At 62.1% G+C, this 25,049-nt stretch carries 21 protein-coding genes; 8 read left to right on the forward strand and 13 right to left on the reverse strand.

The annotated features are described in order from the left end of the window. Positions 1–8: 8 nt before the first annotated feature. Positions 9–1,988, forward strand: coding sequence for a glycogen debranching protein GlgX (glgX, locus tag AC1ECN_RS01030; RefSeq protein ID WP_130725897.1), 1,980 nt, complete (start codon positions 9–11; stop codon positions 1,986–1,988). Between the two features lie 90 nt (positions 1,989–2,078). Continuing rightward, positions 2,079–2,567 carry a MaoC family dehydratase gene (locus AC1ECN_RS01035; protein ID WP_130673101.1) on the forward strand — a complete coding sequence of 163 codons (489 nt, stop codon included), beginning with the start codon at positions 2,079–2,081 and terminating at the stop codon, positions 2,565–2,567. A 15-nt stretch (positions 2,568–2,582) separates the two neighbouring features. Here AC1ECN_RS01035 and AC1ECN_RS01040 read toward each other — a convergent pair whose 3' ends face one another. The 6 genes from AC1ECN_RS01040 to AC1ECN_RS01065 are packed head-to-tail and all read right to left on the reverse strand — an operon-like array spanning position 2,583 to position 8,569. Further along, positions 2,583–2,981: a VOC family protein gene (locus AC1ECN_RS01040; protein WP_130673102.1), complete on the reverse strand. Its 399-nt coding sequence runs from the start codon at positions 2,979–2,981 to the stop codon at positions 2,583–2,585. A gap of 48 nt (positions 2,982–3,029) precedes the next feature. After that, positions 3,030–3,578: a sarcosine oxidase subunit gamma family protein gene (soxG, locus tag AC1ECN_RS01045; RefSeq protein ID WP_075224416.1), complete on the reverse strand. Its 549-nt coding sequence runs from the start codon at positions 3,576–3,578 to the stop codon at positions 3,030–3,032. Continuing rightward, the gene (locus AC1ECN_RS01050) at positions 3,571–6,564 is read right to left on the reverse strand and encodes a sarcosine oxidase subunit alpha (RefSeq protein WP_018072780.1); all 2,994 of its coding nucleotides are present in this window, start codon (positions 6,562–6,564) and stop codon (positions 3,571–3,573) included. Before AC1ECN_RS01050 ends, soxG begins: the two co-directional genes overlap by 8 nt. Then, complete coding sequence (locus AC1ECN_RS01055) at positions 6,561–6,902, reverse strand: sarcosine oxidase subunit delta (RefSeq protein ID WP_018483536.1); 342 nt, start codon at positions 6,900–6,902, stop codon at positions 6,561–6,563. The genes AC1ECN_RS01050 and AC1ECN_RS01055 overlap by 4 nt, the downstream gene beginning before the upstream one ends. Before the next feature lie 12 nt (positions 6,903–6,914). Then, positions 6,915–7,316: a hypothetical protein gene (locus AC1ECN_RS01060; protein WP_130673103.1), complete on the reverse strand. Its 402-nt coding sequence runs from the start codon at positions 7,314–7,316 to the stop codon at positions 6,915–6,917. Then, entirely contained in the window at positions 7,316–8,569 is a 1,254-nt protein-coding gene (locus AC1ECN_RS01065) for a sarcosine oxidase subunit beta family protein (protein ID WP_477951908.1), read from the reverse strand. The genes AC1ECN_RS01060 and AC1ECN_RS01065 overlap by 1 nt, the downstream gene beginning before the upstream one ends. Before the next feature lie 254 nt (positions 8,570–8,823). Between AC1ECN_RS01065 and AC1ECN_RS01070 the strand changes: the two genes are divergently transcribed. Continuing rightward, complete coding sequence (locus AC1ECN_RS01070) at positions 8,824–9,819, forward strand: FecR family protein (RefSeq protein WP_477951910.1); 996 nt, start codon at positions 8,824–8,826, stop codon at positions 9,817–9,819. Positions 9,820–9,825: 6 nt separating this feature from the next. On the opposite strand, the gene AC1ECN_RS01075 is transcribed toward AC1ECN_RS01070, so the two are convergent. After that, positions 9,826–11,997, reverse strand: coding sequence for a CHASE2 domain-containing protein (locus AC1ECN_RS01075; protein ID WP_130673105.1), 2,172 nt, complete (start codon positions 11,995–11,997; stop codon positions 9,826–9,828). Between the two features lie 286 nt (positions 11,998–12,283). Here AC1ECN_RS01075 and AC1ECN_RS01080 point away from each other — a divergent pair, with 286 nt between their 5' ends. The 5 genes from AC1ECN_RS01080 to AC1ECN_RS01100 all read left to right on the forward strand — a co-directional run bounded on the left by AC1ECN_RS01080 (position 12,284) and on the right by AC1ECN_RS01100 (position 17,927). After that, complete coding sequence (locus AC1ECN_RS01080; protein WP_130673106.1) at positions 12,284–13,885, forward strand: adenylate/guanylate cyclase domain-containing protein; 1,602 nt, start codon at positions 12,284–12,286, stop codon at positions 13,883–13,885. 177 nt (positions 13,886–14,062) lie between these two features. After that, positions 14,063–14,275, forward strand: coding sequence for a 30S ribosomal protein S21 (rpsU, locus tag AC1ECN_RS01085; protein ID WP_018072771.1), 213 nt, complete (start codon positions 14,063–14,065; stop codon positions 14,273–14,275). Positions 14,276–14,409: 134 nt separating this feature from the next. Beyond that, positions 14,410–15,279 carry a tetratricopeptide repeat protein gene (locus AC1ECN_RS01090; protein WP_024322307.1) on the forward strand — a complete coding sequence of 290 codons (870 nt, stop codon included), beginning with the start codon at positions 14,410–14,412 and terminating at the stop codon, positions 15,277–15,279. Positions 15,280–15,727: 448 nt separating this feature from the next. Then, complete coding sequence (locus AC1ECN_RS01095; RefSeq protein ID WP_477951913.1) at positions 15,728–17,383, forward strand: HWE histidine kinase domain-containing protein; 1,656 nt, start codon at positions 15,728–15,730, stop codon at positions 17,381–17,383. Between the two features lie 61 nt (positions 17,384–17,444). After that, positions 17,445–17,927 carry a DUF992 domain-containing protein gene (locus AC1ECN_RS01100; RefSeq protein ID WP_018072768.1) on the forward strand — a complete coding sequence of 161 codons (483 nt, stop codon included), beginning with the start codon at positions 17,445–17,447 and terminating at the stop codon, positions 17,925–17,927. A gap of 86 nt (positions 17,928–18,013) precedes the next feature. On the opposite strand, the gene AC1ECN_RS01105 is transcribed toward AC1ECN_RS01100, so the two are convergent. The 6 genes from AC1ECN_RS01105 to AC1ECN_RS01130 all read right to left on the reverse strand — a co-directional run bounded on the left by AC1ECN_RS01105 (position 18,014) and on the right by AC1ECN_RS01130 (position 24,776). Beyond that, positions 18,014–19,408, reverse strand: coding sequence for an NAD(P)(+) transhydrogenase (Re/Si-specific) subunit beta (locus AC1ECN_RS01105; protein ID WP_130673107.1), 1,395 nt, complete (start codon positions 19,406–19,408; stop codon positions 18,014–18,016). A 7-nt stretch (positions 19,409–19,415) separates the two neighbouring features. Beyond that, entirely contained in the window at positions 19,416–19,814 is a 399-nt protein-coding gene (locus AC1ECN_RS01110; RefSeq protein WP_130662247.1) for a proton-translocating transhydrogenase family protein, read from the reverse strand. After that, positions 19,814–20,962 (reverse strand): Re/Si-specific NAD(P)(+) transhydrogenase subunit alpha, encoded by a 1,149-nt coding sequence (locus AC1ECN_RS01115; RefSeq protein WP_024322305.1) that lies wholly within the window; start codon positions 20,960–20,962, stop codon positions 19,814–19,816. The genes AC1ECN_RS01110 and AC1ECN_RS01115 overlap by 1 nt, the downstream gene beginning before the upstream one ends. A 155-nt stretch (positions 20,963–21,117) precedes the next feature. After that, a complete protein-coding gene (locus AC1ECN_RS01120) occupies positions 21,118–21,342 on the reverse strand; it encodes an aa3-type cytochrome c oxidase subunit IV (RefSeq protein WP_003552834.1) in 225 nt (74 codons plus the stop codon). 235 nt (positions 21,343–21,577) lie between these two features. Continuing rightward, positions 21,578–22,330, reverse strand: a complete 753-nt coding sequence (locus tag AC1ECN_RS01125) for an N-acyl amino acid synthase FeeM domain-containing protein (RefSeq protein ID WP_003542957.1) — start codon at positions 22,328–22,330, stop codon at positions 21,578–21,580. 142 nt (positions 22,331–22,472) lie between these two features. Then, entirely contained in the window at positions 22,473–24,776 is a 2,304-nt protein-coding gene (locus AC1ECN_RS01130) for a putative bifunctional diguanylate cyclase/phosphodiesterase (RefSeq protein ID WP_018497532.1), read from the reverse strand. Between the last annotated feature and the right edge of the window lie 273 nt (positions 24,777–25,049).

Genomic DNA, 25,049 nt, shown 5'->3' on the forward strand with positions numbered 1-25,049 from the left:
GGGGGAACATGCGGGGAAGCAGTTCGGCGCAAGCCGGAGCGATCGTCTTCGAGACCGGCGTCGAATTTGCCGTGTGGTCGCATCATGCCGCACAGATCGAACTCTGCCTCTTCGAGGATGACGGCAACAGGGAATTCGCGCGCCTGCCGATGGCGCGCGACAGCAACCACATCCATCGTCTCTTTGTCGACGGATTGAAGGCGGGCGCGCGCTACGGCTATCGCGCCGATGGTATCTACGCGCCTGACAACGGCCTCTGGTACGATCCCTCCAAACTGCTGATCGATCCCTACGCCAAGGAGATCGATAGGCCGTTCCGCTACGATCCCCGCCTCGGCATCTATGGCGAGGACAGCCAGGATCTGATGCCGAAGGCGATCGTCACCACCGATACCCCAGCCGCGATCAGCAAGCCGCTCTTCAAACCGGGCGGCTTTATCTATGAGGTGGCGGTACGGCCCTTCACCATTCTCCATCCCGACGTGCCGGAGGCCCAGCGCGGCACGGTCGCAGCGCTTGCCCATCCCTCCGTCGTCGCGCATCTGAAGCGGATCGGTGTCGATGCCGTCGAACTGATGCCGATCACTGCCTGGATCGATGAACGCCACCTGCCGCCGCTCGGCCTTACCAACGGTTGGGGCTACAATCCCGTTGCCTTCATGGCGCTCGATCCGCGGCTTGTCCCCGGCGGCATGACGGAATTGCGCGAGACGGTCGCGGCCCTCCATGCCGAAGGCATCGCCGTCATCCTCGACCTCGTCTTCAACCATACCGGCGAGAGCGACCGTTACGGCGCGACGCTGTCGCTGCGCGGCCTCGACAACCTGCATTATTATCGCCACGCCCAGAATTGGCCGGGCGAACTCGTCAACGACACAGGCACCGGCAACACGCTCGCCTGCGATCATCCTGAGGTCCGTCGTCTCGTCATCGACAGTCTGCGCCATTTCGTGCTGAACGCCGGCGTCGACGGTTTTCGTTTCGATCTCGCCCCGGTGCTCGGCCGCACCGCGACAGGCTTCGAGCGTGACGGCGGAACACTGGCCGCGATCCTGGCCGACGATGCGCTGGCCGACCGGATCATGATCGCCGAACCCTGGGATATCGGCCCGGGCGGTTACCAGCTCGGCAATTTCCCGCTGCCCTTCCTTGAATGGAACGACCGGGTTCGCGACGACCTGCGCTGCTACTGGCGCGGCGACGATTGGAAGACCGGCGCGCTGGCAGCCGCACTTGCCGGCTCCTCCGACATCTTCTCCCGCAACGACGGCAAGGAAACACGCAGCGTCAATTTCCTCGCCGCCCATGACGGTTTCACGCTGATCGATCTCGTCTCCTACGCCGGAAAGCACAACGACGCCAACGGCGAACACAATCGTGACGGCCATAACGAGAACCACTCCTGGAACAACGGCGTCGAGGGGGAAACCGTCTATCCGACGATCCGCAAGCGTCGCCGGGACGATGTGATGGCGCTGATATCAACGCTCTTTGCCACCCGCGGCAGCATCATGCTGACGGCGGGCGATGAGGGTGGCCGCAGCCAGCACGGCAACAATAACGCCTATTGCCAGGACAACGAGATCACCTGGCTGGACTGGAAGGCGTTGGACGAGAGTCTCATCGCCCATACCGCCTTCCTTGCGGGGTTGCGTCGCCGCTTCACCGTCTTTTCCGAAATGGGCTTCCTGGCGGGAAATGGCGATGTCGAATGGATTTCGCTTTCCGGGGAGCCGATGACCGTTGCCGATTGGGAGACGCCGTCGCTGTCCACCCTCGGCATGTTGCTATCGACCGGTGACCGCTCCGCGCGCGGCAGGCAGACCCGGCTTGGCGTGCTTTTCAACCGCTCGGGGAGCCGCCAATTTTTCACGCTTCCGTCTAAGAGCGAACCGGCCTGGCGCCAGTTGACGCCGGATGGTGCAAAGAAAGCCGGTGGCCGCGCAACCGTCGAGCCGCGCTCCGTCGCCTTTTTTGTAGAAAATTGACCGCCTCCCCTCCCTCACCCAAATCCTTGTCGCAATCGTCACAAATGCACGATAAGGCTTTGCCGCGGCGGCTTATTTTACGAGGAATTCATGGTCACGGAAATTTCACTCTCCGACGTGCGGGGATTGATCGGTATGGAAACGGGCCTTTCGGATTGGGTCACCGTCGACCAGACGATGATCGACGCTTTCGCGGCGGCGACCGACGACCATCAGTTCATCCACGTCGACCCTGAGCGAGCGGCCGCCGAGAGCCCCTTTGGAGGAACCATCGCCCATGGCTTTCTGACACTGTCTCTGCTGTCGACGATGAACTACAATTGCCTGCCAAAAGTGCGCGAGCAGACCCTGGGCATCAATTACGGCTTCGATCGCGTCCGCTTCATGACGCCGGTGAAAAGCGGCGCCCGCGTCCGCGGCCGCTTCCTGCTCTCCGAAGCCCGCTTCCGCGGCGCCGGCATGCTGATGACCACCTATGACGTCACGATCGAGATCGAAAACGAGAGGAAGCCGGCGCTGACGGCAAAGTGGATCACCATCATCCAATTCGACCCAAAGGACCGTCCCGAGGACGTTTGAGCAAAACTGCTTTTGTTACTCAGCCGAATTGAACACAGCTTCGAGAGCGTGTCCGTCGGGATCGATGACGAACGCCGCATAATAGTGCTCACCGTAATGAGATCGCAAGCCGGGACGGCCATTGTCACTGCCGCCTTGCGCGATTGCCGCGGCATGAAACCGATCGACCGCCTGGCGGCTCGGAGCGGCAAACGCCAGATGGAAGCCCGGACCGGGCGGGCGCTGGCCATCCGGCCGATGCTTGATCGCCAATTTGTCCCCGCCGCCGGGATGGCCGTAGCCGATTGCCTGCCCTGTTTGCCCCGGCCTGATGTCGTCCCAGACCCTGACATAACCGAGCGCGGCCAGCGTGGCATCGTAAAATGCCGCCGACCGTTCAATATCGGAAACGCCGAGGGAGGCATGGTGCAGCATTGGTCTACCCTTTGAATGAAGGCCTACCCAGCCGGGATTGGCCCGGGCTCAATGCCCCGCGTCTTCGGCGGCCTCGTTCAGCAACCCGAAGACGTAGTCCGAAAATGACCGCCAGCACTCGACCCGGAAGGTGTCTTCTTCCGTACGGAAAAGCACCATCTCCGCCTTGCCGAGGATCGTGCGCGATGCGGCTCCGACCGGGAAGGAAGCAAGCGACAGATCCTGCGGGCAGCCGGCCGAAAGCGTCGCCTCCGCACCCGGTCCCGAGACGATGATCCCGACATTGCGGTGGGACACGTCGGTCGCCGAATGCAGCGCACCGGCGCCGGAAAATGCCGCCATCAGGTCGGCGCCATCCTCATCGATCACCAGCCATTCGTCCGGCCCGAGCCAGAGTGCCGATCGGGCGCCAGCCCGGCCGGATGTTTTCGGGGCGGCCGGCAGAGACACGCCGAGAGCAGCGGAAAGTGCTGCAAGCGATTCTGCAGGCGCACGCAGCGCCACCCGGCTGGCAGTGCGTGCGGTCGTCAGCCGCACCGTTGCGGAGCCGCCGAGACGGCCGGCAAGCGCCGGTTTGCGAATTGCGACATCAGCCATGGATGCGGCCCCCTTCCTTGTCAAAGAATACCAGATCCGTCACTTCGACGGCGATCGTCCGATCCGGCATCGGCACATAGAGTGTCTCGCCCATCCGCGCCCGGCCGCCGGCGACCAGCGCGAAGGCGATCGACCTGTCGCAATTGTCCGACCAATAGGCTGATGTGACGTGGCCGAGCATGGTCATCGGCTTCGGCTCGTTCGGGCTCGCGACGATCTGCGCGCCTTCTTCGAGCACCAGCTTCGGGTCCTTGGTGACGAGGCCAACGAGCTGCTTGCGCCCGTCCTTGACGAGGTCCGGCCGCTTCAACCCGCGAATGCCGACGAAATCCGTCTTTTTCTTCGAAACCGCCCAGGAAAGTCCGGCGTCATCGGGGGTCACGGTCCCATCCGTATCCTGCCCGACGATGATGTAACCCTTCTCGGCGCGAAGAACGTGCATGGTCTCCGTGCCATAGACGCAGGCGCCGAGCGGTTCGGCATTGGCCCAGACCGCTTCGAGCACCGACTGGCCGTAATCGGCCGGCACATTGATTTCGAAGCCGGTTTCACCGGTGAAGGAGACACGGAAGAGCCGCGCCGGCACCCCGCAGACCGTGCACTCGGCCACGCTCATATGCGGGAAGGCCTCGTTCGAAAGATCGAGCCCTTCGACCAGCGGCGCGACGATCTCACGCGCCTTCGGGCCCTGCACGGCGATGACAGCCCATTGTTCGGTCACCGAGGTCAGCCAGACCTTCAGATGCGGGAATTCCGTCTGCAGGTAATCTTCCATGTGATGGAGCACGCGCGGCGCGCCGCCGGTCGTCGTCGTCACATGGAAACGGTCGTTCGCCAGGCGTCCGACAACACCGTCGTCATAAACGAAGCCGTCCTCGCGGGTCATGATGCCGTAGCGGGCCTTGCCGGGCTTCAGCGTGTCCCAGGCATTGGTGTAGATGAGATTGAGGAATTCCGCTGCATCCGGCCCCACCACCTCGATCTTGCCGAGCGTCGAGGCGTCGAAGATACCGGCCGCCTCGCGCGCCGTCCGGCATTCGCGAGAAACCGCCTGATGCATGGTCTCGCCGGCCCGGGGATAGAACCAGGCACGCTTCCAGTTGCCGACATCCTCGAAGACCGCGCCATGGGCTTCTTCCCAGCCGTGCAGCGGCGTCTTGCGCGTCGGATCGAACAGCTCTCCGCGCGAATGGCCGATCAGTGTCCCATAGGTGACCGGCGTATAGGGTGCGCGGAAAGTGGTGAGCCCGACCTGCGGGATTTCCTTGCCGAGCATCTCGGCGGCAATCGCCAGGCCATGCATGTTGGAGAGCTTGCCCTGGTCCGAGGCCATGCCGTTGGTGGTGAAGCGCTTGATATGTTCGATCGAATGCATGCCCTCGCGCACGGCAAGGCGGATATCCTTGGCACAGACGTCGTGCTGGAAATCGATGAAGGCCTTGGCGTTGGTCTTCGGTCCGGCGCCTTCGGCAGCGCCGATCATGCCGCCTGTCCAGTCATAGGGTTGCTCGGCCGAAATTGCGATTTTCTCGCCGCTGCTTTTGCCGGTGGCCTGCGCCATCAGCTCGCCGGCGGCAAGCGATTCCTCGATCGTCCGCTGCAGGTCGTCGGTGCCGTTGCAGGCGCCGACCGAGAGACAGTCCTGGGCATAGGAGCCGGGGAGGAAACGCTGGCTTTCGGCATCGAAGGCCACTTTGCCGCGCGACTGCGAGAACAAATGCACGGACGGCGTCCAGCCGGCCGAAACCAAGAGCGCATCGACTGCGATTTTGCGCGGCGAACCGCCGCCGTTGCGCGCTACCGTCATCGATGAGATGCGCAGCCGACCCGACGTATTGACGACCGATTGGCCGGCCAGAACATCGATGCCGAGCGCACGCGCCTCTTCCAGCACCGCTGCTCCCGGCGCCTGCCTGCTGTCGACGATGGCGGCAATMGAAACACCCGATCGTTTCAGATCAAAGGCCGCCTCGTAGGCCGAGTCATGCGCCGTGTAGATGCCGACCTTGGTCCCGACGACGACGCCGTAATGATTGAGATACATCCGCCCTGCCGAGGCCAGCATGATGCCCGGCCGGTCATTGTTCGGAAATACCATGTGCCGTTCGATCGCGCCGGTGGCGAGGATCACCCGCTTGGCCCGAACCTGCCAAAGCCGCTCGCGCGGTAGGTCGCGGGAAGGCTTGGCGATATGATCGGTGACGCGCTCGGCAAGACCGACGAAATTGTGGTTGTAGTAACCGAAGGCGGTCGTGCGGACCAGCACTTCGACGTTGTCCATCGCCTTCAGCCGCGCCACGGCCGTCTGCGCCCAACTATTGCCGTCCTGTCCGTCGATCGTCACGCCGGTATCGTAGCGCAACGCCCCGCCGGCTTCCGCCTGCTCGTCGCAAAGGATCACCCGGGCACCGGTCTCGGCCGCGGCCAGCGCTGCCGAAAGCCCGGCCACGCCAGCGCCGACCACCAGCACGTCGCAATGGGCATAGCGGCTGGCATAATGGTCCGGATCCTCCTCCGTCGGCGCGACGCCGAGGCCGGCGGCGCGGCGGATGAGCGGTTCGTAGACGTGTTTCCAGGCGGCGCGYGGCCACATGAAGGTCTTGTAGTAGAAACCGGCGGCGAAGAACGGCGACATCAGATTGTTGACCGCGCCGACATCGAAGGCAAGCGAGGGCCAGCGGTTCTGCGAGCTGACGATCATGCCGTCGAAGACTTCCTGCACGGTGGCGCGTACGTTCGGCTGCTTGCGCGCCGTATCGCGGGAAACGTCGATCAGCGCGTTCGGCTCCTCGGCCCCCGCCGACAGAATACCGCGGGCCCGGTGATATTTGAACGAACGTCCCAGAAGATGCACGCCATTGGCAATCAGCGCCGAGGCGACGGTATCCCCTTCGAGCGCCGTATAGGTCTTGCCGTCGAAGCTGAAACGCGCAGTCTTGGCCGGTGTCAGACGCCCCTTGCCGGCGATACGGTTCACGCCGCTCATTGCGCCTCTCCTTCCACGGCTTCATATGTCTCGACAGGTCCATGCTGCTCGGCCGCCGCACCGATCGCAGGCTTCGGCTCACCCGCCTTGTAGGTCACGATGAACTTGTCGCTCACCGTATCGCGCGCCGCGTTGAAGAAGCGCCCGCAGCCGTGAATATGCCGCCAGCGTTCGAAGATCAGCCCCTTCGGATTGTCGCGCAGAAAGAAATAGGCCTCGAATTCCTCGTCCGAGATCGAGGCGATATCGGTGGGTCGCGCGATATGCGCGTCACCAGCGCCACGAAATTCGAGTTCGGAGCGCTCTTCCTGACAGTAGGGGCAATAGATCAGCAGCATGTGTTACCCGTCTTAGAGTTCCGATCCGGAAACATTGGTTCCGGGAGGTTGATTGCAGAGACGCTTTCCCATCGTCACATAGGGAATGAGGCGCTTGAGAAGCTGTTCGAAATTGTCGTAGGGCTCCAGCACATCGGTCATGCCGATATTCGCAAAAGCCATCATGGTAATATCATTGTCGATCGCGAAAGCACGTCCCGGCGTTCCGCCGGCCTCAGGCAGGAAATAGACGGCTGGCTTGCGCAGGATCATCGCGCAAAGCAGCGTGCCGCTCTCGGCAACGAAGGGCCATTCGCTTTCGCCGGCAGCCCTGTGGATCTTCTGCAGGCGGAAATCTCCGACGCCGGGAAAGACGTCACCGGCCGGCATTGCCGCGCCGCTGATCCCGATCGTCAGGAGAGCCTCTGTCAACATCAGTGCGCCACCGCCGCCGCCGCCGCCTCGTCGATCAGCCGGCCGCTGCGGAAGCGCTCCAGCGTCAGCCCGGCATTGAATTTGTGCGGCTCATCGCGGGCAATCAGATGCGCAAAGAGATTGGCCGAACCCGGCGTCGCCTTGAAGCCGCCGGTGCCCCAGCCGCAATTGACGTAGAGCCCGGGAACCGGCGTCTTCGACTGGATCGCCGAACGATCCGGCGTATTGTCGACGATGCCGCCCCATTGCCGCATCATCTTGACGCGCCGGAACATCGGGAAGAGCTCGCAGATGGCGTCGAGCGTGTGCGTGATGATCTGCAGCCCGCCGGTCTGGGAATAGGAATTGTACTGGTCGGTGCCGGCGCCGATGACGAGCTCTCCCTTGTCGGACTGGGAGATATAGGCATGCACCGTGTTCGACATGACGACGCAGGGAAAGATCGGCTTCAGCGGTTCGGAAACCAGCGCCTGCAGCGGGCTCGATTGCAGCGGCACGCGCACACCAGCCATCTGCATGACAGTGGTCGTATGGCCGGCCGCCGACACCGCCACCTTCCTGGCGCCGATGAAGCCACGCGAGGTCTCGACCCCGGTCACCCGTCCATCTGCGCCGCGCCGGATACCGGTCACTTCGCAATTCTGAATGATGTGCACGCCGCGGTCTGAAGCCGCCCGTGGATAACCCCAGGCAACCGCATCGTGCCGCGCCGTGCCGCCGCGCCGCTGCAGTGCCGCCCCGTTGATCGGGTAGCGCGCGCTGGCTGAGATATCGAGCGGCGGACAATAGGCCTTCGCCTGTTCCGGTGTCAGCCATTCATTGTCGATGCCATAGAGCCGGTTGGCATGGATATGCCGCTTGAAGGACTGCTGGTCGTGAATGTTGTGCGAGAGCATCATCACGCCACGCGGCGAATACATCACATTGTAGTTGAGCTCCTGGGACAGCCCCTCCCAGAGCTTCATCGAATGCTCGTAGATGTGCATGCTCTCTTCGTAGAGATAGTTCGAGCGGATGATGGTGGTATTGCGCCCGGTATTGCCGCCACCGAGCCAGCCCTTCTCGATCACCGCCACATTGGTGATGCCGTGCTCCTTGGCGAGATAGTAGGCAGCACCCAGGCCGTGGCCGCCGGCGCCGATGATGACGACGTCGTATTCGGCACGCGGCTCCGGTGACGTCCACTGCTTCTCCCAGCCCTTGTGGCCGCGAAGGGCCTCCCGTGCCACGGCAAAAACCGAATATTTCCGCATCCGCCTTCTTCTCCTTCGGGAAAGGGCTTGTTCTCCGCGCTCATACAAATCGCAAATCCAAATGCGGCACAACGGTTCTTTTGCGACGCGCGAGAGCTTTGGTTTCGACACGCTGAAGAGAATGCCGCTTCAGGCGAATGACGCCGCCGACGGCATTTGCGCTTAACCGCCGACCCTGGGGCCTAACCCAACAGGGTTAGAAGACAAGCAATTGCTAAAATGTTAACAATCACATGTTGTGGGGTATGTGTATCATGTGGGGTTGGCGCTCAGTATCAGTCGCGACGCTTTGCATCGCGTTAAGCAGCGCATGGCCGGCACCCGCTGCCGAGCCGGTCGGCCAGGCTGTCRTCATCAAGACAGAGGTGACAGGACAGAGCGGCCCGATCGAGGTCGACACCAGCGTTCATCGCAACGAACGCATCAAGACATCGCAATCGGGGCTTGGCCAGTTCCTGTTTCGTGACGGCACGAAGCTCGCGGTCGGCTGGGGTTCGTCGGTCGTCATCGACAAATATGTCTTCGATGATTCCCAATCGGTCAAGAAACTGACCATCAGGGCGGCAAAGGGTACGTTCCGCTGGGTCAGCGGCAGTTCCAATTCTTCAGCCTACCAGATCCTGACGCCGGCCGGCACGATCGGCGTACGCGGCACCGCTTTCGATTTCTACGTCGGCCCTGACGGCACGACCGCCGTCGTGCTGCTGAATGGTGCTGCCCGTTTCTGCGGTCCGGGCGGCTGCCGGCAGTTGCAGCAGCGCTGCGATTGTGTGGTGGCCAAGCCGAACGGCAATATGTCGGCGGCGCGCCGGGTCGATCCGAGCATCTTCGAGACGCTCGGAAATGAGCGCGCCCTGCCCTTCCTCTCCGGCAATCAGCGGCTTGCTGGCGGCATAGGCATGCTCGGCGGCTGCGATATGGCCTCCGTCGCGCCGGAAAGAAAGGACAGAAACCGGCCCCCGCCTCCGGCTTCGCCCGTGCCGCAGAGGCAGGATCCGCCGCAGAAACAGGCCGAGCCGCAGAAGGAGCGGCCGACCAAGCCTGACATGCCGCATCACGACAAACCGGATAAACCCGACAAGCATGATGGCCGTGGCCGGCATGAACATCACGATCAGCACGATGATCACGACTATCACGATCAAGGGCATCATCGAGATCGTGACCGCGATCACGATAAAGATCGCGATCGTGATCGTGATGGGGACAGGAACCACGACAGGGGCCGGAATTTCAATCGCAACCGCTGATGCCGCTCAATCGGCGACGCTCTTCTCGAATCCATCAGCCACCTCGCGGAAGTGATCGCTTCTGCTGGATATCCGCCGGTAGAATTCCGCCAGCCCGCCGATCACCTGCGCCGCCCTGAGCTTTGCCGTGCCGATAAGCTTGCGCGTATTTTTCGAATGCGAATGCAGCGCCTGTGTCAGCTGCTCATGAACCACCGCAAGCGCGGCGAACTCGGCGGAGGTTGCGACGCGCTCGTCGCCGACGACGGCGAGGATCTGCGTTCGGCTGCTTTTCCCCTTGAGCGGAATGGCGCCGGCCTCGATCAGCGCCATTCCCTGCGCCGATCTCGCCGTGCTGTCTGATATCAGAATATCGAAACCGACCTCTTTGCAGCATGATTCCAGCCGCGCCGCAATGTTGACGGCATCGCCGACCGCCGAATAGTTGAAGCGCGTCTTGGCGCCCATATTGCCGACGCAGGCAAGGCCGGTATGGATGCCGATGCCGATCCCGACCTCTTGTCCGGATCCGAAGCCGAAAGCGTCGCCGGCGTTCAGTTCGGCCAGCGTTTCGCGCATGGCAAGCGCTGCGCGAACGGCCTTGGTTTCATGGTCCGCCACATCGACGGGTGCATTCCAGAACGCCATGATCGAATCGCCGATGAACTTGTCGAGCGTGCCTTCATTGGCCACCACATGGCGGCTCAGCGCATCGAGCAACGTATTCAGGAACGCGACCACGGCAGTCGGCGCCAGCCGCTCGCTGATCTCGGTGAAGCTCCTGACATCGACGAACATGACCGTCAGCTCGCGGTCGTCTCCGCCGAGGCGCAACGCGTCGCGGGAATGCTCGATGCGATGGAGCAGCGACGGGGAAAGATAATGCCCGAAGGCGCGCCGCACCTCGCGCCGCTCTCTGTCGATCACCAGGATCCGGAACGAGGTCGAGGCGAAATGGGTGATCGATCCGCTGATGATCGGAGCCAGCGGATCGAGGAGAAGCCCCGCATAAAGAAACGAGAGCCAGGACGCCACCAGTGCCATGGCCGTAATCAGCAGGCCGCAGGCCAGAGCGACGGCGGGACTGACGAAGGTCGTCACCCCGACGAGCAGGCATCCGAGCACGGCGATCATCAGGATTTCCAGCCCGTCCGCCCAGTCGGGCCGCGAGAGAAAGCGGCCGGAGAGGATCTGCTCGACGGCCTGCGCATGCAGCGAAACGCCGGGAACGTTCTCGCCGAGCGCGGTGACGCGGATGTCCTGCAGGCCGGCCGCCGATGTCCCGACGAAGACGATGCTGCCGTCGATGGCGGCGGCGACATCTGGAGAGACCCCTTCGGCCGCAAGCACCTGCCGGGCGGATATATAACGCTCCGCCCGGTCGGGGGTGACATAGAGCCAGAGCTCGCCCGCCGCCGTCAGCGGCACGACGAAATCCCCGATCTTTACCGATGTCATGATGCCGGCCCGATCGGGCGCGCCTGATAAAACATATGTGGAAGCCCCCTGTGCGACACGCAGCGCCTCGATCGCGAGATTCGGATAGAGCTGCTCGCCGTCGGTCAGGAACAGGGGGACCGCCCGTACCACCGGCGAGGGATTGCCGGGATTGAGGCTGATGTGGCCGAGCCCCGCCGCGTTGGTCTCCAATTGCGGCCGCAGCGGCGTCGAGGCACCGAGATAGGGTGGAGCCGAAACGGGGCTTTCGCCTGTAAAGGCAAAGCCCGCCTTCACCGGCGGCCGGTAGTGGCCTTCATTGGAAAGGCCGAAGCCGAGCACGACGGGTTTTTCGACAATCGATCGAGCGAATATCTCGTCGTTGTCGGGCAGTTTCTCGGCAAGCGCAGGGTCTATCCCCGCGACGTCGCGGACAACATTGCGCGGTGACAGCCGGTCCGGCTCGGCGAAAAGAATATCGAAGGCGATGGCCGATGCGCCCATCTCCGACAGCCGGTTCACCAGCAAGGCCATCCGGTCGCGCGGCCAGGGCCATTGGCCGAATTCGTGCAACGAGGTCTCGTCGATGTCGATCACGCGCACCGGCATCGGCTCGAAGGTTCTGGGAACCAGCCGCTGATACTCGTCAAAGGTCACGCCGCGGATCAACTTGAAGATCCCGGGATCACTTGCTCGAAGGATCGTCAGCGCAGTCACGATCGCCAGGCCGAGAACGACACCGATTTGCTGCGCACGCGTCATGATCTCACCGGGTGTCCCCTCCCACGGCCGGCAGGGCGACCCGCACCTGCCGGCAGACAAGCTACGCCGCTTTCCTCCCAAACACCATTCGCAGATGCATCCCGGGCGCGCTCTTTTCCGCCTCCCGCATTTCGCTTTCCGGCGAACGGCAGGGAACCGTCTTCCATACGGCCACGCCTCCAGTTTTCGCCGGGCTTTTGCCTGGATGAAAAGGCTTCAACCTTGCCCGGCGCGCGGTGAAATGCTCTTGTAACGATCGAAAATCGGATGCTCTTTCGAGAGAAGGATGAAGGTCGCCGTGATTTCCGAATCCGCCGCACGCCGAAGCGGCTACTGGCTGATTGTCGTCGTGCTGGCAATGCTCGCCGGGCTGCCGCTTGCCGTCTGGCTTGATATCAGCGATCTCTCGGGCAATACCCTGCGCCGCCAGGCCCGCGACATGAGCTCGCTGATATCGAGCATCCGCTCCTATTATTCCACGAATGTCGTGGGGCGCGTTCTGGCCGCCCATGCCAGCGGCACGACCGAAGGCACGGTGGTCTCTCACAATTATGCGAATATTCCAGGCGCCATCCCGCTGCCGGCCACGCTTTCCCTGGAGCTCGGCGACGTCATCAAGGAGCAGCAGGCCAATATCACCTACCGTTTCGTCTCCGACCTGCCGTTCAAGAGCCGCGCATCCCACGAGCTCGACGACTTTGAGAAAAAAGCGCTCGCCGCGTTGCGCGCCAATCCGCAGCAGACCCTGAACGATCTCACCCGCGTCGGATTGACCGATACCTTGCGGTTCATCACCCCCGTCGTCATGGGCCAGGCCTGTGTTGCCTGCCACAATACCCACCCCGAAAGCCCGAAGACCGATTGGAAGGTGGGCGATGTGCGCGGCATTCAGGAAGTCATCATCAGGCAACCCTACGCGAGCAACGTCTTCGCCTTCAAATACCTGCTTTGCTATTTTCTTTTCGTCGCCGTCATCGGCATCAGCTTCATTGTGCTCCAGCGGCAGCAGACGCACGCGATCCATAGCGCCAACCAGGATCTGGAAGCGGCGAACGAATTCCTCGCCAGCGTTTCGATGAAGATTTCGCGCTATCTCTCGCCGCAGATCTACAAGAGCATCTTCTCCGGGCAGAAGGATGTCGTCGTCCATACCGAGCGCAAGCGCCTGACGATCTTCTTCTCCGACATCAAGGACTTCACGGCGACGACCGAGCGCCTGCAACCGGAAGCCCTGACGGAGATGCTCAACGAATATCTGACCGAGATGTCGAACATTGCCCTGGAGCATGGCGGCACGGTGGACAAATTCATCGGCGACGCGATGCTGGTCTTCTTCGGCGATCCCGAAACCAAAGGCCCGGAAGAGGATGCGAAAGCATGTCTGCGCATGGCCGTCGACATGCAGCGCCGTCTCGGCGAACTCAAGGACAGATGGCGCAGAAACGGCACCGAAGAGCCTTTCGTCGTCCGCATGGGGGTAAACAGCGGCTATTGCAACGTCGGCAATTTCGGCAGCAACGACCGCATGGACTATACGATCATCGGGGCGGAGGCCAATCTCGCAGCCCGACTGCAATCGATCGCCCAAGGAGGGGAGATCGTCATCAGCTACGAAACCTACGCGCTGGTGAACGAAATCGTCGACGCCCATCCCCTGCCGCCGATCACGATGAAGGGCATACAACGCGAGATCGTACCCTATGCGGTGGATGGGTTGACGCTCGGTGTTGACCACAAGAGCCGCGTTCTCAGCGAGCACATCTCGGGCCTTGACCTGCATTTGGATATGAGCCGGCTGGAGCCTGCCGATCGCCTCCGGGTCAGAACGGCTCTCAAGGAGGCGATCGACGCGCTAGACGAAACCCTGCCCGAAACCGCCGGATCGTGACCGGATATCGGGCAAGAATGATTTTTCCGTGCGCCTCCCATATCCATCTGGACTTCCCGTGCCCAATCTGCTATCCCGCATCACCAATCGCAAGGCTGCGGCCGCGCGAACGTTATTGTTTTGCCTCTGGCCGCTGCGCCGCCTCCGGCATCAACCAACCAAAGGAACGTGATTCTCGTGCAGGTACTTGTCCGCGATAACAATGTTGATCAGGCTCTCCGCGCTCTCAAGAAGAAGATGCAGCGCGAAGGCATTTTCCGCGAAATGAAGATGCGCGACTACTACGAGAAGCCGTCGCAGAAGCGCGCTCGCGAAAAGGCCGAGGCTGTTCGTCGCGTTCGCAAGCTGGCCCGCAAGCGCGCCCAGCGCGAAGGTGTGGTCGCACGCTGAGCGTTTCCGTCGTTTTTTCGACGTTTTCAGATGCATTGTGGCGGGGGCGATGGGTTCGCCGCCGCTTTTTTAGTTTGCCGCTGAAGATCGCATATCCGCGCACCGGGTATGCCGCATGGGGAAAGCGAGCCCGAATGGCTGTCAACACCTTCAATCCGTCCCGCGCTTTGCGCTTGCAGAAAACGGCGTTCCTGACCGCTTTGGCGCTGGCGGCAATGTTCGGCCTCGCCGGCTGCGACACGACCAATACCTCGGATGCCGTGATCCGCATCGATAAGGCGCAGGGTTCGGAAGAGAATATCGCTTCCCTGACGGCGGTTATCAACGCCAATCCGCGGGATCCGGAAGGTTACAACGTCCGTGGTTCCGCCTATGGCCGCGCCGGCCAGTTCCGCCCGGCGCTGAACGATTTCAACACGGCGCTGCAGATCAATCCGCGGTTTTTCCAGGCTTACGCCAACCGCGCCCTCGTCTATCGCAATATGGGCCAGCAGGCCCAGGCGATTGCCGACTACAATGCCGCTCTGCAGATCAATCCGAGCTACGACGTCGCCTATATCGGCCGCGGCAATGTCTATCGCATGGCCGGCCAGGACGACCAGGCCTTCAACGATTTCGGCAAGGCGATCCAGCTCGGCACCACCGATGGCCGCGCCTATCACAATCGTGGCCTGATCTATCAGAAGCGTAATCAGCAGGATAAGGCGATCGACGATTTCTCGAAAGCGATCTCGCTCGCGCCGAATTCGCCCGAGCCCTATAATGGCCGCGGCATTTCCTATATCGCGTTGAACGACGACGACAACGCCTTTGCCGATTTCAACCATGCGATCGAGCTCAACGGCAACATCGCCGAATCCTGGGCCAACCAGGCGCTCGTCTACGAACGCCGCGGCGACAAGGCAAAGGCCGCCCGCTCCTATCGCCACGCGATCGGCCTCGACCCCAAATACCAGCCGGCTCGCGACGGCCTTGCCCGCGTCGGCGTGGCCCCAGCCGGCTAAAGACATAATTGGGCGGCCCGGAGCATCGGGCGGCCCGCAACCACCACTTGCCGGTCGCACCACCCATCGGACACCGGCAAAGGCCCTGATGATTCAAACGAATCTTCCGGCTCTGGATATCATCGAGGTGATATCGTGCCACGCCAGGCGGTGGACGCGACGTGGCGCAAGGGCGGCCGCATCGCCATTAAGACACGACGCCGAAAAGCGTCCGTCGTCGTCGATGGCCTGTCATAGTATGTTGCAACCTGCTCTTGCTCCCCCTAACATGGACCTGCTTCGATAGCCCGCTATCGGACGTTTGAACACGTGTTGGGGGCGGTTTGCGAGAGATGTGGATCTTTGCTGTCCTGGCCGCAAGCGAAAAACGTTGCGGGCCACGCGCATCACAGCGCCGCGCGTCTTTTCAGACGCGCAAAGGACATTGCAACATTTTGAATTGCGACAGATGAAGATCGTCGCGCTGTTCTTTCCGAAAGCCTCGATCGGAACCTACCTCGTCGCCATGGCGGTGGCGATCGCATTGCCGATCTTCGCATTCGTGGCGCTGCTTCTGCTGCAGCTGGAGGACAACCAGCGTTCGACGCTGAAGCGCGAGACGGCCCAGGATGCGCTTGCCCTTTCACGCATCATCGACCGCCAGCTTCAGGACATGGCGACGACCCTGCGGCTCCTTTCGAGTTCGCCCGAGCTTGAAAACGGCAATCTCGCCTCCTTCCACGAGCGCACGGAAACGGCCCTTAGAGACAACACGCTTTTCGTCATTGCCGTCGACCGCACCGGCCAGCAGCTGCTGAACACGCGCCGGGCGTTCGGCACGCCGCTCGGCAAGACGGCGAACATGACATCCCTCGAAGCGGTCATGGCTTCCGGTCGCATCGAGGCATCAGACGTCTTTCGCGGCCGGACCAGCGGCGAATGGGTCTATAACGTCACCCTGCCACGGAAGAATGATCCGGTCGCGGCCCTCATCATCACGCAGGACGCCAAGGATCTGGGCAAGCTCGTGACCACCGAAGGCCTTGCGCCCGGCTGGTGGGCCGCCGTCATCGACGAGAGCGGCCACGTCGTTGCAGCGACCGGCCCTGCCAATCTCGAACCCGGCACGCCCTTCGACCCACGCATTCTACCGGCGCTCACCGTGTCCCGCGGCGTCTTCCAAGACGAGAAGATCCTGCCGCACATGCTCCTCGGTTATGCCCAAATTCCCGGTTGGTCGTGGAAGACGGTGATCTGGGGACCGATCGCCCAGGCTTCGATCCTCAGCACCTGGCGTTTCCTCATCATCGGCGGCGTGGCACTGGTGCTCGTCGCCGTGCTGGCCGCCTATGCCGTCGCACGGCAGGTGCGCACCACCATCCGCGATATCGCCGACATGGCGAACCGCATGGGCGAAGGCCATATCGTCTCACCGGTCGAAACCAGCGTCATCGAGGCGAACCAGGTGGCGATTGCCCTTTCGAATGCCTCTTTCGATCGTAGCCAGACCGAGGACCGGCTGCGTTTCGTCATGCACGAGCTCGTCCACCGCACCAAGAATCTCCTGACGCTTGCCCAGGCAATGATGCGCCAGCTCGCCAAGCAGTCCGACAGCGTCGAGTCCTTCCGCGCCGCCGTCTCCGACCGCCTCGAGGGGTTGGTGCGTTCAATCGAGCTGCTGACCAGCGAGCAATGGGGAGGCGTGTCGCTGCGGCGGGTCGTCGACATCCATCTGCAGGCCTTCCCGCAATCGCGCGAGCAGATCGACATCAGCGGCAAAGACTTCGTGCTGAAGCCGGATGCCGTGCAGAATCTCGGCCTCGCCTTGCATGAACTCGCCACCAATTCGGTGAAATACGGTGCGCTTTCCGTACCGCAAGGCCGTGTCCGCTTCGAGTGGCGCGACGTCAGCGAAGAAGACAAGCCGGATGCCCTGCTTCGCTTCACCTGGGAGGAGCGCGGCGGCCCACCAGTCACCGAGCAGCCATCGCGCTCGGGCTTCGGCACGACCGTTATCAAAGCCCATGCCGCCTCCGCCTTTCGCGGCACGGTCGAGATCGATTTCCGGCCCGAAGGCCTGTTATGGGTGCTGACGGCGCAGCGCGCGACGTTGGAGCGGGACTAAGCCCCGGGAACAATCGCTACCTCCACCCGTTTCGGACAGGTCGTTCCAAAGGAGAAAGACCATGTTCAAGCAAACGATGATCGCAGCCGCAGCGCTGACGGCCACTGCCTGGGCGAGCCCGGCGGGCGCGGAAAACTATGTCACGCTTGGCCGTCTGGTCTGCGGATCGGATGGCGGTCAGGGTCTGATCGTCACCTCGCAGAAGAACCTTATCTGCACCTATACGCCGGCGGCTGGCGGCGCAAAGGCAGTCTATGCCGGCAAAATCGAGAAATTCGGCCTCGATATCGGCCAGACCGGCAAGAGCGTCATGATCTGGCAGGTGCTGGCAAAGACCGGCACGGATATCCCGCAATTCGCCCTTGCCGGCGAATATTACGGGATCGGCGCCGATGCGAGCATCGGTGCAGGCGCCGGCGCCAAGGTCATCGCCGGCGGCACCGACAAGGCCTTCATGCTGCAGCCGTTGAACGTCCAGGCTCAGGAAGGCCTGAACCTGGCGATCGGCGTCGAAAAGATGACACTCGTGCCGGGCGAGACCTGACGAAAGCGCCCGGCCAGCCAAGGCAGACAGCAGTGGCCTGCCGCATGAAGAAGCAGCCGCTCGAAGGGCGGCTGTATCTGCGTCGATCAGTGCGCGATCGCCTTGTTGATATCCTCGGTCATCTTCTTCGCATCACCGAGCAGCATCATCGTACCGTCCTTGTAGAACAGCGTATTGTCGATGCCGGCATAACCCGAACCGAGCGAGCGCTTGACGAAGAGGCAGGTCTTTGCCCGGTCGACGTCGAGGATCGGCATGCCGTAGATCGGCGAAGTCTTGTCGTCGCGCGCCGCCGGATTGGTGACGTCATTGGCGCCGATGACATAGGCGACATCGGCCTGGGCGAATTCCGAGTTGATATCCTCGAGCTCGAAAACCTCGTCATAGGGAACATTCGCTTCGGCGAGCAACACGTTCATGTGGCCGGGCATCCGGCCTGCGACCGGGTGGATCGCATATTTCACCTCGACGCCGTTCTTCTTCAGAGTGTCGGCAAGTTCGCGCAGCGCATGCTGGGCCTGGGCGACGGCCATGCCGTATCCCGGCACGATGATGACCTTCGATGCGTTGGCCATCAGATAAGCCGCATCCTCGGCCGAGCCGAGCTTGACGGTCTTGTCTGATGTGTCGGGTCCGCCGGACGCCGTCTCACCGCCGAAACCGCCGAGGATGACGGAGACGAAGGAACGGTTCATGCCCTTGCACATGATGTAGGAGAGGATCGCGCCGGAGGAACCGACGAGCGCGCCGGTGATGATCAGCGCCAGATTGCCGAGCGTGAAGCCGATGCCGGCCGCAGCCCATCCCGAATAGGAGTTCAGCATCGAGACGACGACGGGCATATCGGCCCCGCCGATCGGCACGATCAGCAGAACGCCGAGCGCCAGCGACAAGGCCACAACAGCCCAGAAGTCGAAATGGCTTTCGGTGGCGGCAAGCCCGATGATGAAGAGCACGATCAGCACCAGCAGGCTCGCATTGATCACATGCCGGTAAGGCAGCAGGATCGGCTTGCCGGACATGCGTCCGTCGAGCTTCAGGAAGGCGATGATCGAACCGGTAAAGGTCAGTGCTCCGATCGCGACGCCGAGCGCCATCTCGATACGCGCTTCGGTGTGGATCTGGCCGATCTCGCCGATGCCGAAGGAGGCAGGCGTATAGAGCGCGGAGGCCGCGACCAGCACCGCGGCAAGGCCAACCAGCGAATGGAAACCGGCGACGAGCTGCGGCATCGAGGTCATGGGGATGGTGCGGGCGACATAGGCACCGACGCTGCCGCCGATGGCAAGGCCAAGGACGATCAGCACGAAGCCGCCGAAATTCGGGGTCGCCAGCACCAGCGTCGTCAGGATCGCGATCCCCATGCCGATCATGCCGTAGAGATTGCCCTTGCGGCTGGTGGCTGGATGCGACAGGCCGCGCAGCGCCAGGATAAAGAGCACGCCGGAGACGAGGTAGAGGAAGGCTGCGATATTGGTCATCGGTCCCTCACCGGTCCTTCTTGCGGTACATCGAAAGCATCCGCTGCGTGACGAGGAAACCGCCGACGATGTTCACCGAGACGAGCACGAGGGCGACGAATCCGAAACCGGTCGCAAGCCCGCTGGTCGAGATGCCCACCGCCAGAAGCGCGCCGACGACGATGACGGAGGAGATCGCATTGGTGACGGCCATCAGCGGCGTATGCAGTGCCGGCGTCACCGACCACACGACGTAATAGCCGACGAAGATCGACAATACGAAGATGGCGAGCTGGAAGACGAAAGGATCGATCGCCCCGCCGGTCGCAGCGCTTGCCGCTTCCGGCGCCTGGGCCGCCGCCGTGATGACGGCGGTCACCGCCTGGTCGAGCTGCTCCAGCGCCCTGTCCATTGCTTCACTGGCCATCAGATGTCTCCCTTCTTCGCGCCGCCGAAGGCGGGATGAACCACGTCGCCGGCATAGGTCAGCATCGTCGCCTTGACGAGCTCGTCGTCAAGATTGACGACGACGCTCCGGGTTTCCTTGTTGACCATTGTCTCGAGGAAGGTCACGAGGTTCTTGGCGTAGAGCGCCGAGGCGCTGGCAGCAACCCGGCCCGGCATGTTGGCGAAACCGATCACCCTGACGCCTTCGACATCGGCGATCTCGCCGGGGACGACGCCCTCGATATTGCCGCCACGCTCGACCGCGAGGTCGATGGCGACCGCACCTGATTTCATCGAGGCGAGCATGGCGCGCGAAACGAGCCGCGGTGCCGCACGACCGGGGATCAGCGCGGTGGTGATGACAATATCCTGCTTGGCGATGTGTTCGGCAATCAGAGCCGCCTGTTTCGCCTGATAGTCGGCGGACATTTCCTTGGCATAGCCGCCGGCCGTTTCCGCCGCCTTGAACTCGTCGTCTTCGACGGCGATGAACTTGGCGCCGAGTGAGGCGACCTGCTCCTTGGCGGCGGGGCGAACATCGGTGGCCGAGACCGCCGCGCCGAGGCGGCGCGCGGTCGCGATCGCCTGAAGACCCGCGACGCCGGCGCCCATGACGAAGACCTTGGCGGCCGGCACGGTGCCGGCCGCCGTCATCATCATCGGCATGGCGCGGTCATAAACCGCGGCCGCCTCGATGACGGCTTGGTAACCGGCGAGATTGGCCTGGGACGACAGCACATCCATAGACTGGGCGCGGGTAATGCGCGGCATCAGTTCCATCGCGAAAGCCGAAAGCCCGGCACTTGCCAAAGCCGCAATCGCTTCGTCATTGCCGTAGGGATCCATAATGGCGATGATCACGGCGCCGCTTTTATAGCCGGAGATTTCCGATCCGCTGGGCCGGCGCACCTTCAACACCACATCCGCGGAGGCTGCATCCGCAAAACTGCCGATCCTGGCGCCCGCGGCCTCGAACTCCCCGTCTGGAATGCGCGAAGCCGCACCGGCACCGGCTTCGACGACGACGTCGAAGCCGAAATTCTTCATCTTCTTCACGGTCTCGGCGGAGGCAGCGACACGTGTCTCCTCGCCCGCAATTTCCCTTGCAACGAAAACGATATTGCCCAACTGCCCCCTCCTCCGGGTCAGCCGGACCGCCGCAGGCTCACCTGCGCGGGCCAAGCACCTCATTCACAAAGCTTCGGAGAAGCTCTCCTCCCCTCAGAGCGCCGTGTGTCCTTTCGGACGCACAAAGGACGCTCTGACCCTCTGAATCTACGCGATCAGCGGAACAGGAAGATGCCGGCGGCGAGAAGGATGATGAAGACGAAGAGGCCGCCGAGAAGACCGGCGCCGCCGAAGAAACCGGCGGTCATCGCAAGCAGGAGGACGATGAGAAGCATCGAGCCGTATTTCGCGCTGGCGATGAACATGTCGTAGGTCTTTTCATGTTCTTTGTAATCCATCGGCGCGCCGGTCTCGACCGGTCCGGTATGATGTTCGGCCATAAATATCGTCTCCCTGAAATGCCTCTGCGCTGCCTAATTTCCCTCTAGGCGAGGGAAATCCCTACGTGCAGGGATTACACAATGACAGGCGAAAGCGCAATCCATGAGAATGCCGCAGGCACACGCCGCAACTGCCATGTCAGCGGCCCGGAACGTGGCCTGAAGGACGGCCGATTCGCCTGCCTCCGTCGCCACGTCAGCTGCCCTTCACCTCCCCCTCGGGGACAAGGACAAATTATAGCGGCAGGTCGGTGCCGAGTTCGCCTTGCGGCACGAAACGCGCCGTCGGAATGATGGTCAGCGGCGGCAAGGTGTCGTTGGGATTACGCGAAAACATCATGCGTTGCTCGCTGGCGCTGGAGATGAAGAAGGGATAGCGCGTCAACAGCTTCCGCCCGACCTCGATCACATTCGTCGCCATCAGCGTCATGTCGATCCCGTAATTCTTCGCCAGCCGGCCCGGCACAACTGTATCGGCATAGAAGACCCGCTTGTAGAAGGCCGCATGCGGAGGCCGAACGAACTGAAGAACGCGGTCCGCACGGAAATACGCCGCCGCCACGATGGTGGGCCTCAGCGTCAGATAGGGCACCCACGGCAGATCGGCGGTAAGCTCGGGGTCGGCGGCAAAACGTGCCGGATCGATCAAGGTCAACCCGGCATCCAGAAGTTCATCCATCGCCTCGGGGAAGGCGCCACCGGACTGACTGAGGCGATGTTCGGGTGTCACATAATGAACCCGGATCGTACTGACCAGTTCCCCATAATAATACAGACCGAAAATATAGGCGTGGCTGTCGAAATCGCTGTCGTCCAGCAGCCCTTTCGGGGCGAGCGCCAGCACGTCATGGGCCTTGTAAGCCTTGTAGCGCAACCGTTCCACCTGCTCCATGTCTTCGCTGCTTTCGACGCGGCGATACTCGACATGATCCAAAACTTCCAAAATTTTTGTGCTGAAATCACTACGCTTGAACAGTGTCTCTGACATTTCTCGATCCGCTCGTTAACGGATCATTAATCATACGCCAGCGAAATTTAGGCAAGGAAATCCGATAATTTCCGTTGTTTTTAAAGTGTTAAGGTTAACGCGGCGCGCGCTCTTCAGGGGAAAACTGGCCGTCGCAGAGCGCTCAGGCGACCTTGTTGCGGCGGCGTTGCACGACGCGGCGGCCGATGCCCTGCTGCAACAGCGGGATATTCTGCGAAGGCACCGGCGGCGAGAAAACATAGCCCTGAACAAGATCGGCGCTGCGGTGCTTGTTGAGCAGCGCGAGCTGCTCCTCGGTTTCGACGCCTTCGATGACGATCTTCAGGCCCAGTTCGCGGGCGAGATGGACCGTGCCGCGCAGCAGCTTGAGGCGGCGGTTATCCTCGACGATGTTGCGCACGAAGGAGCGATCGATCTTGACGATATCGAGCGGCAGCGTGTCGAGATAGCTGAGGCTGGAGAAGCCGGTACCGAAATCGTCGATAGCGATGGTGATGCCGCGGGCCCTGAGCTCCGCCAGGATGGCGCGCACGGCCGCCGGCTCGTCGATCAGGCAGCTTTCGGTGACTTCGAGATGTAGCCGCGCCGCGTCGAGGCCGGAATGAGCAAGCGCTTCGGCGACCACCGAGACAATATCGGCATCGCGCAGGTCCCGCGCCGAGAGGTTGACCGAGACAGCGATATGCTCCGGCCAGTTCATGCATTCGCTGCACGCCTTGAACAGGACGAACCGGGTAATGTCGGAGATGATCCCCATATCCTCGGCGAGCCGGATGAAGACGTCGGGCGGGATCGAGCCCTTCTCCGGATGCACCCAGCGCGCCAACGCCTCGGCGCATTCGATCCGCGAGCCGTCTGCCCGGAACATCGGCTGGAAGGCGAGATGCAGCGCCTGCGCCGAGACCGCGTCGCGCAGATCCGCCTTCAGCTTCTGCTGCTCGATATAGCGGCCATCCATCTCCCGCTCGAAGCCGGAAATGCCGCCCTTGAAGCGCGACTTGCTTTCGAACAGCGCTAGGTCCGCCTTAACGCTCCATTCGTCCATCGCAAACGCGGCACTTTCGAGGATCGCGTAGCCGGCGCTGAGCGAAACGAGGAAGGTCAGTTCGTCGACCGCGTAATTGCCCTGGATTGCGGCGTGCACGCGGCGGATCTCGATATCGAGCGAAGCCGGCTCCTTGGCATGCGGGAAGAACAGGATGAACTGGTCTCCCATCAACCGGCCGAGGATGGCATTGCCAGAGGCCTGCTTGATGCGGGCGGCGATGGCGCAGAGCAGATGGTCGCCCGTGACGTGGCCGCGCATGTCGTTGACATGTTTGAACTCGTCGATATCGAGGACCATGAAGCCGAGCGGCCCGGACTTCCTCTGATGCTTGGCGAGATACTCCTGCACCAGCTGCCCGAAATATTCTCGGTTCGGCAGGCCGGTCAACGCATCGAAGCGGACCATGTGCATGATCTTCTGCTCTGCCTTCACCCGGCTCGACACGTCCTCGAAGATCAGCACCGCGCCGCCGTCGGCCCTTCGGCTGGCGGAGAATTCGAGCGACAGGCCCTCGGGGAAATGAATGAGCGTGCGCGACAGGTTACCTTCGGCGACCTGGGTGAGCTGGCGCAGGATGAGCTCCGGCTGCGAGGCGTCCATGAAGCTGTAGCGCGCGCCGTAGCGCAGCACGGCGCCGAGGTCGCGGTCCTTCAACCGCTCCGGCGCACCGATCTTCAGAAGCTCGCAGGCTTTGCGATTGACGACCTGGATACGGTTTTCGGCATCGACCATGACCAAGCCATGCGGCATGTTGTTGAGCGCCGTATCGAAGCGGTCGGCGATGATGGTGATTTCCCGGCGCGCGATGACATTCTCATAGAGGAACTCGCGGACGCCGTTCGCCATGGCCCGCGTCGTCAGCCAGAAGGGAATGAGGAAGATCGACAGCAGGCCACGATAAAAATCCAGCGCCAACAGGCTGCAGACGATCATCGGCAGACAGCAGGAGAAGGTCTGGAGGTCGACCGCCAGGCGCGAACCGTAATTGCGGCCGACAACGGAAACCATGGTCGCCATGGTGACGGCAATGCAGGCAAGTTCCGCAAAGGAATCATGCACGACGAAGATGGCGTAGCCGCTGGCGATGCCAAGCAGGGCGGTAGTGCAGGCCGCACCGGCAACCAGGATCCGCTCCCAACGCTCGATTCCAGCGTGCGACAGGCTCTCCTTGTCGACGCGGTCGAACTGCCGGAAGACGACCATGCGAACGCAGAAGACCAGGAGGAAGGCGGCTGCCAGCAGGATGTAGACGAAGGACTGCGTCTTGGCAGCAACGGCAAGGCAGGTCGCGACATGCACGATCACGCCAGCAAGCAACGTCATGCGGTTCCCGGAAAGGGAGCTCACAAACGACAGATACACATCTAAAGGGACCCTGTTCGGGTTATCTGGCTTCATCCACACTTTCCCTGTGCGCGGGAATTCTAAGCCCAACCCTTTAAAAATTGATTTCAATGGAATCAAACATTTGGTCAAATTTTCTAAAACCACAGGGTGAACCGCACAGCCTACGCGCGTTAATACAGCCTGCCGGCGAGATTATTGAAATAATTTATCCACGCCTGGGTTGTTGAAATATTCGACGGCCCTACAGCCGGGCCGGTGCATCTAAGACTATACTCCAACCCGAGGCATTTATCCTTCCAATTTCAAAGGCCGTGGTCTACATCG

The organism is Rhizobium sp. 01N447_2, assembly GCF_056399245.1.

Bases quoted from the DNA above. Each gene is read 5' to 3' on its own strand.
- glgX (WP_130725897.1), top strand. From the start codon at position 9: ATGCGGGGAAGCAGTTCGGCGCAAGCCGGAGCGATCGTCTTCGAGACC.
- AC1ECN_RS01035 (WP_130673101.1), top strand. From the start codon at position 2,079: ATGGTCACGGAAATTTCACTCTCCGACGTGCGGGGATTGATCGGTATG.
- AC1ECN_RS01040 (WP_130673102.1), bottom strand. From the start codon at position 2,981: ATGCTGCACCATGCCTCCCTCGGCGTTTCCGATATTGAACGGTCGGCG.
- soxG (WP_075224416.1), bottom strand. From the start codon at position 3,578: ATGGCTGATGTCGCAATTCGCAAACCGGCGCTTGCCGGCCGTCTCGGC.
- AC1ECN_RS01055 (WP_018483536.1), bottom strand. From the start codon at position 6,902: ATGCTGCTGATCTATTGCCCCTACTGTCAGGAAGAGCGCTCCGAACTC.
- AC1ECN_RS01060 (WP_130673103.1), bottom strand. From the start codon at position 7,316: ATGTTGACAGAGGCTCTCCTGACGATCGGGATCAGCGGCGCGGCAATG.
- AC1ECN_RS01065 (WP_477951908.1), bottom strand. From the start codon at position 8,569: ATGCGGAAATATTCGGTTTTTGCCGTGGCACGGGAGGCCCTTCGCGGC.
- AC1ECN_RS01075 (WP_130673105.1), bottom strand. From the start codon at position 11,997: ATGACGCGTGCGCAGCAAATCGGTGTCGTTCTCGGCCTGGCGATCGTG.
- AC1ECN_RS01080 (WP_130673106.1), top strand. From the start codon at position 12,284: ATGAAGGTCGCCGTGATTTCCGAATCCGCCGCACGCCGAAGCGGCTAC.
- AC1ECN_RS01090 (WP_024322307.1), top strand. From the start codon at position 14,410: ATGGCTGTCAACACCTTCAATCCGTCCCGCGCTTTGCGCTTGCAGAAA.
- AC1ECN_RS01095 (WP_477951913.1), top strand. From the start codon at position 15,728: ATGAAGATCGTCGCGCTGTTCTTTCCGAAAGCCTCGATCGGAACCTAC.
- AC1ECN_RS01100 (WP_018072768.1), top strand. From the start codon at position 17,445: ATGTTCAAGCAAACGATGATCGCAGCCGCAGCGCTGACGGCCACTGCC.
- AC1ECN_RS01105 (WP_130673107.1), bottom strand. From the start codon at position 19,408: ATGACCAATATCGCAGCCTTCCTCTACCTCGTCTCCGGCGTGCTCTTT.
- AC1ECN_RS01110 (WP_130662247.1), bottom strand. From the start codon at position 19,814: ATGGCCAGTGAAGCAATGGACAGGGCGCTGGAGCAGCTCGACCAGGCG.
- AC1ECN_RS01120 (WP_003552834.1), bottom strand. From the start codon at position 21,342: ATGGCCGAACATCATACCGGACCGGTCGAGACCGGCGCGCCGATGGAT.
- AC1ECN_RS01125 (WP_003542957.1), bottom strand. From the start codon at position 22,330: ATGTCAGAGACACTGTTCAAGCGTAGTGATTTCAGCACAAAAATTTTG.
- AC1ECN_RS01130 (WP_018497532.1), bottom strand. From the start codon at position 24,776: ATGAAGCCAGATAACCCGAACAGGGTCCCTTTAGATGTGTATCTGTCG.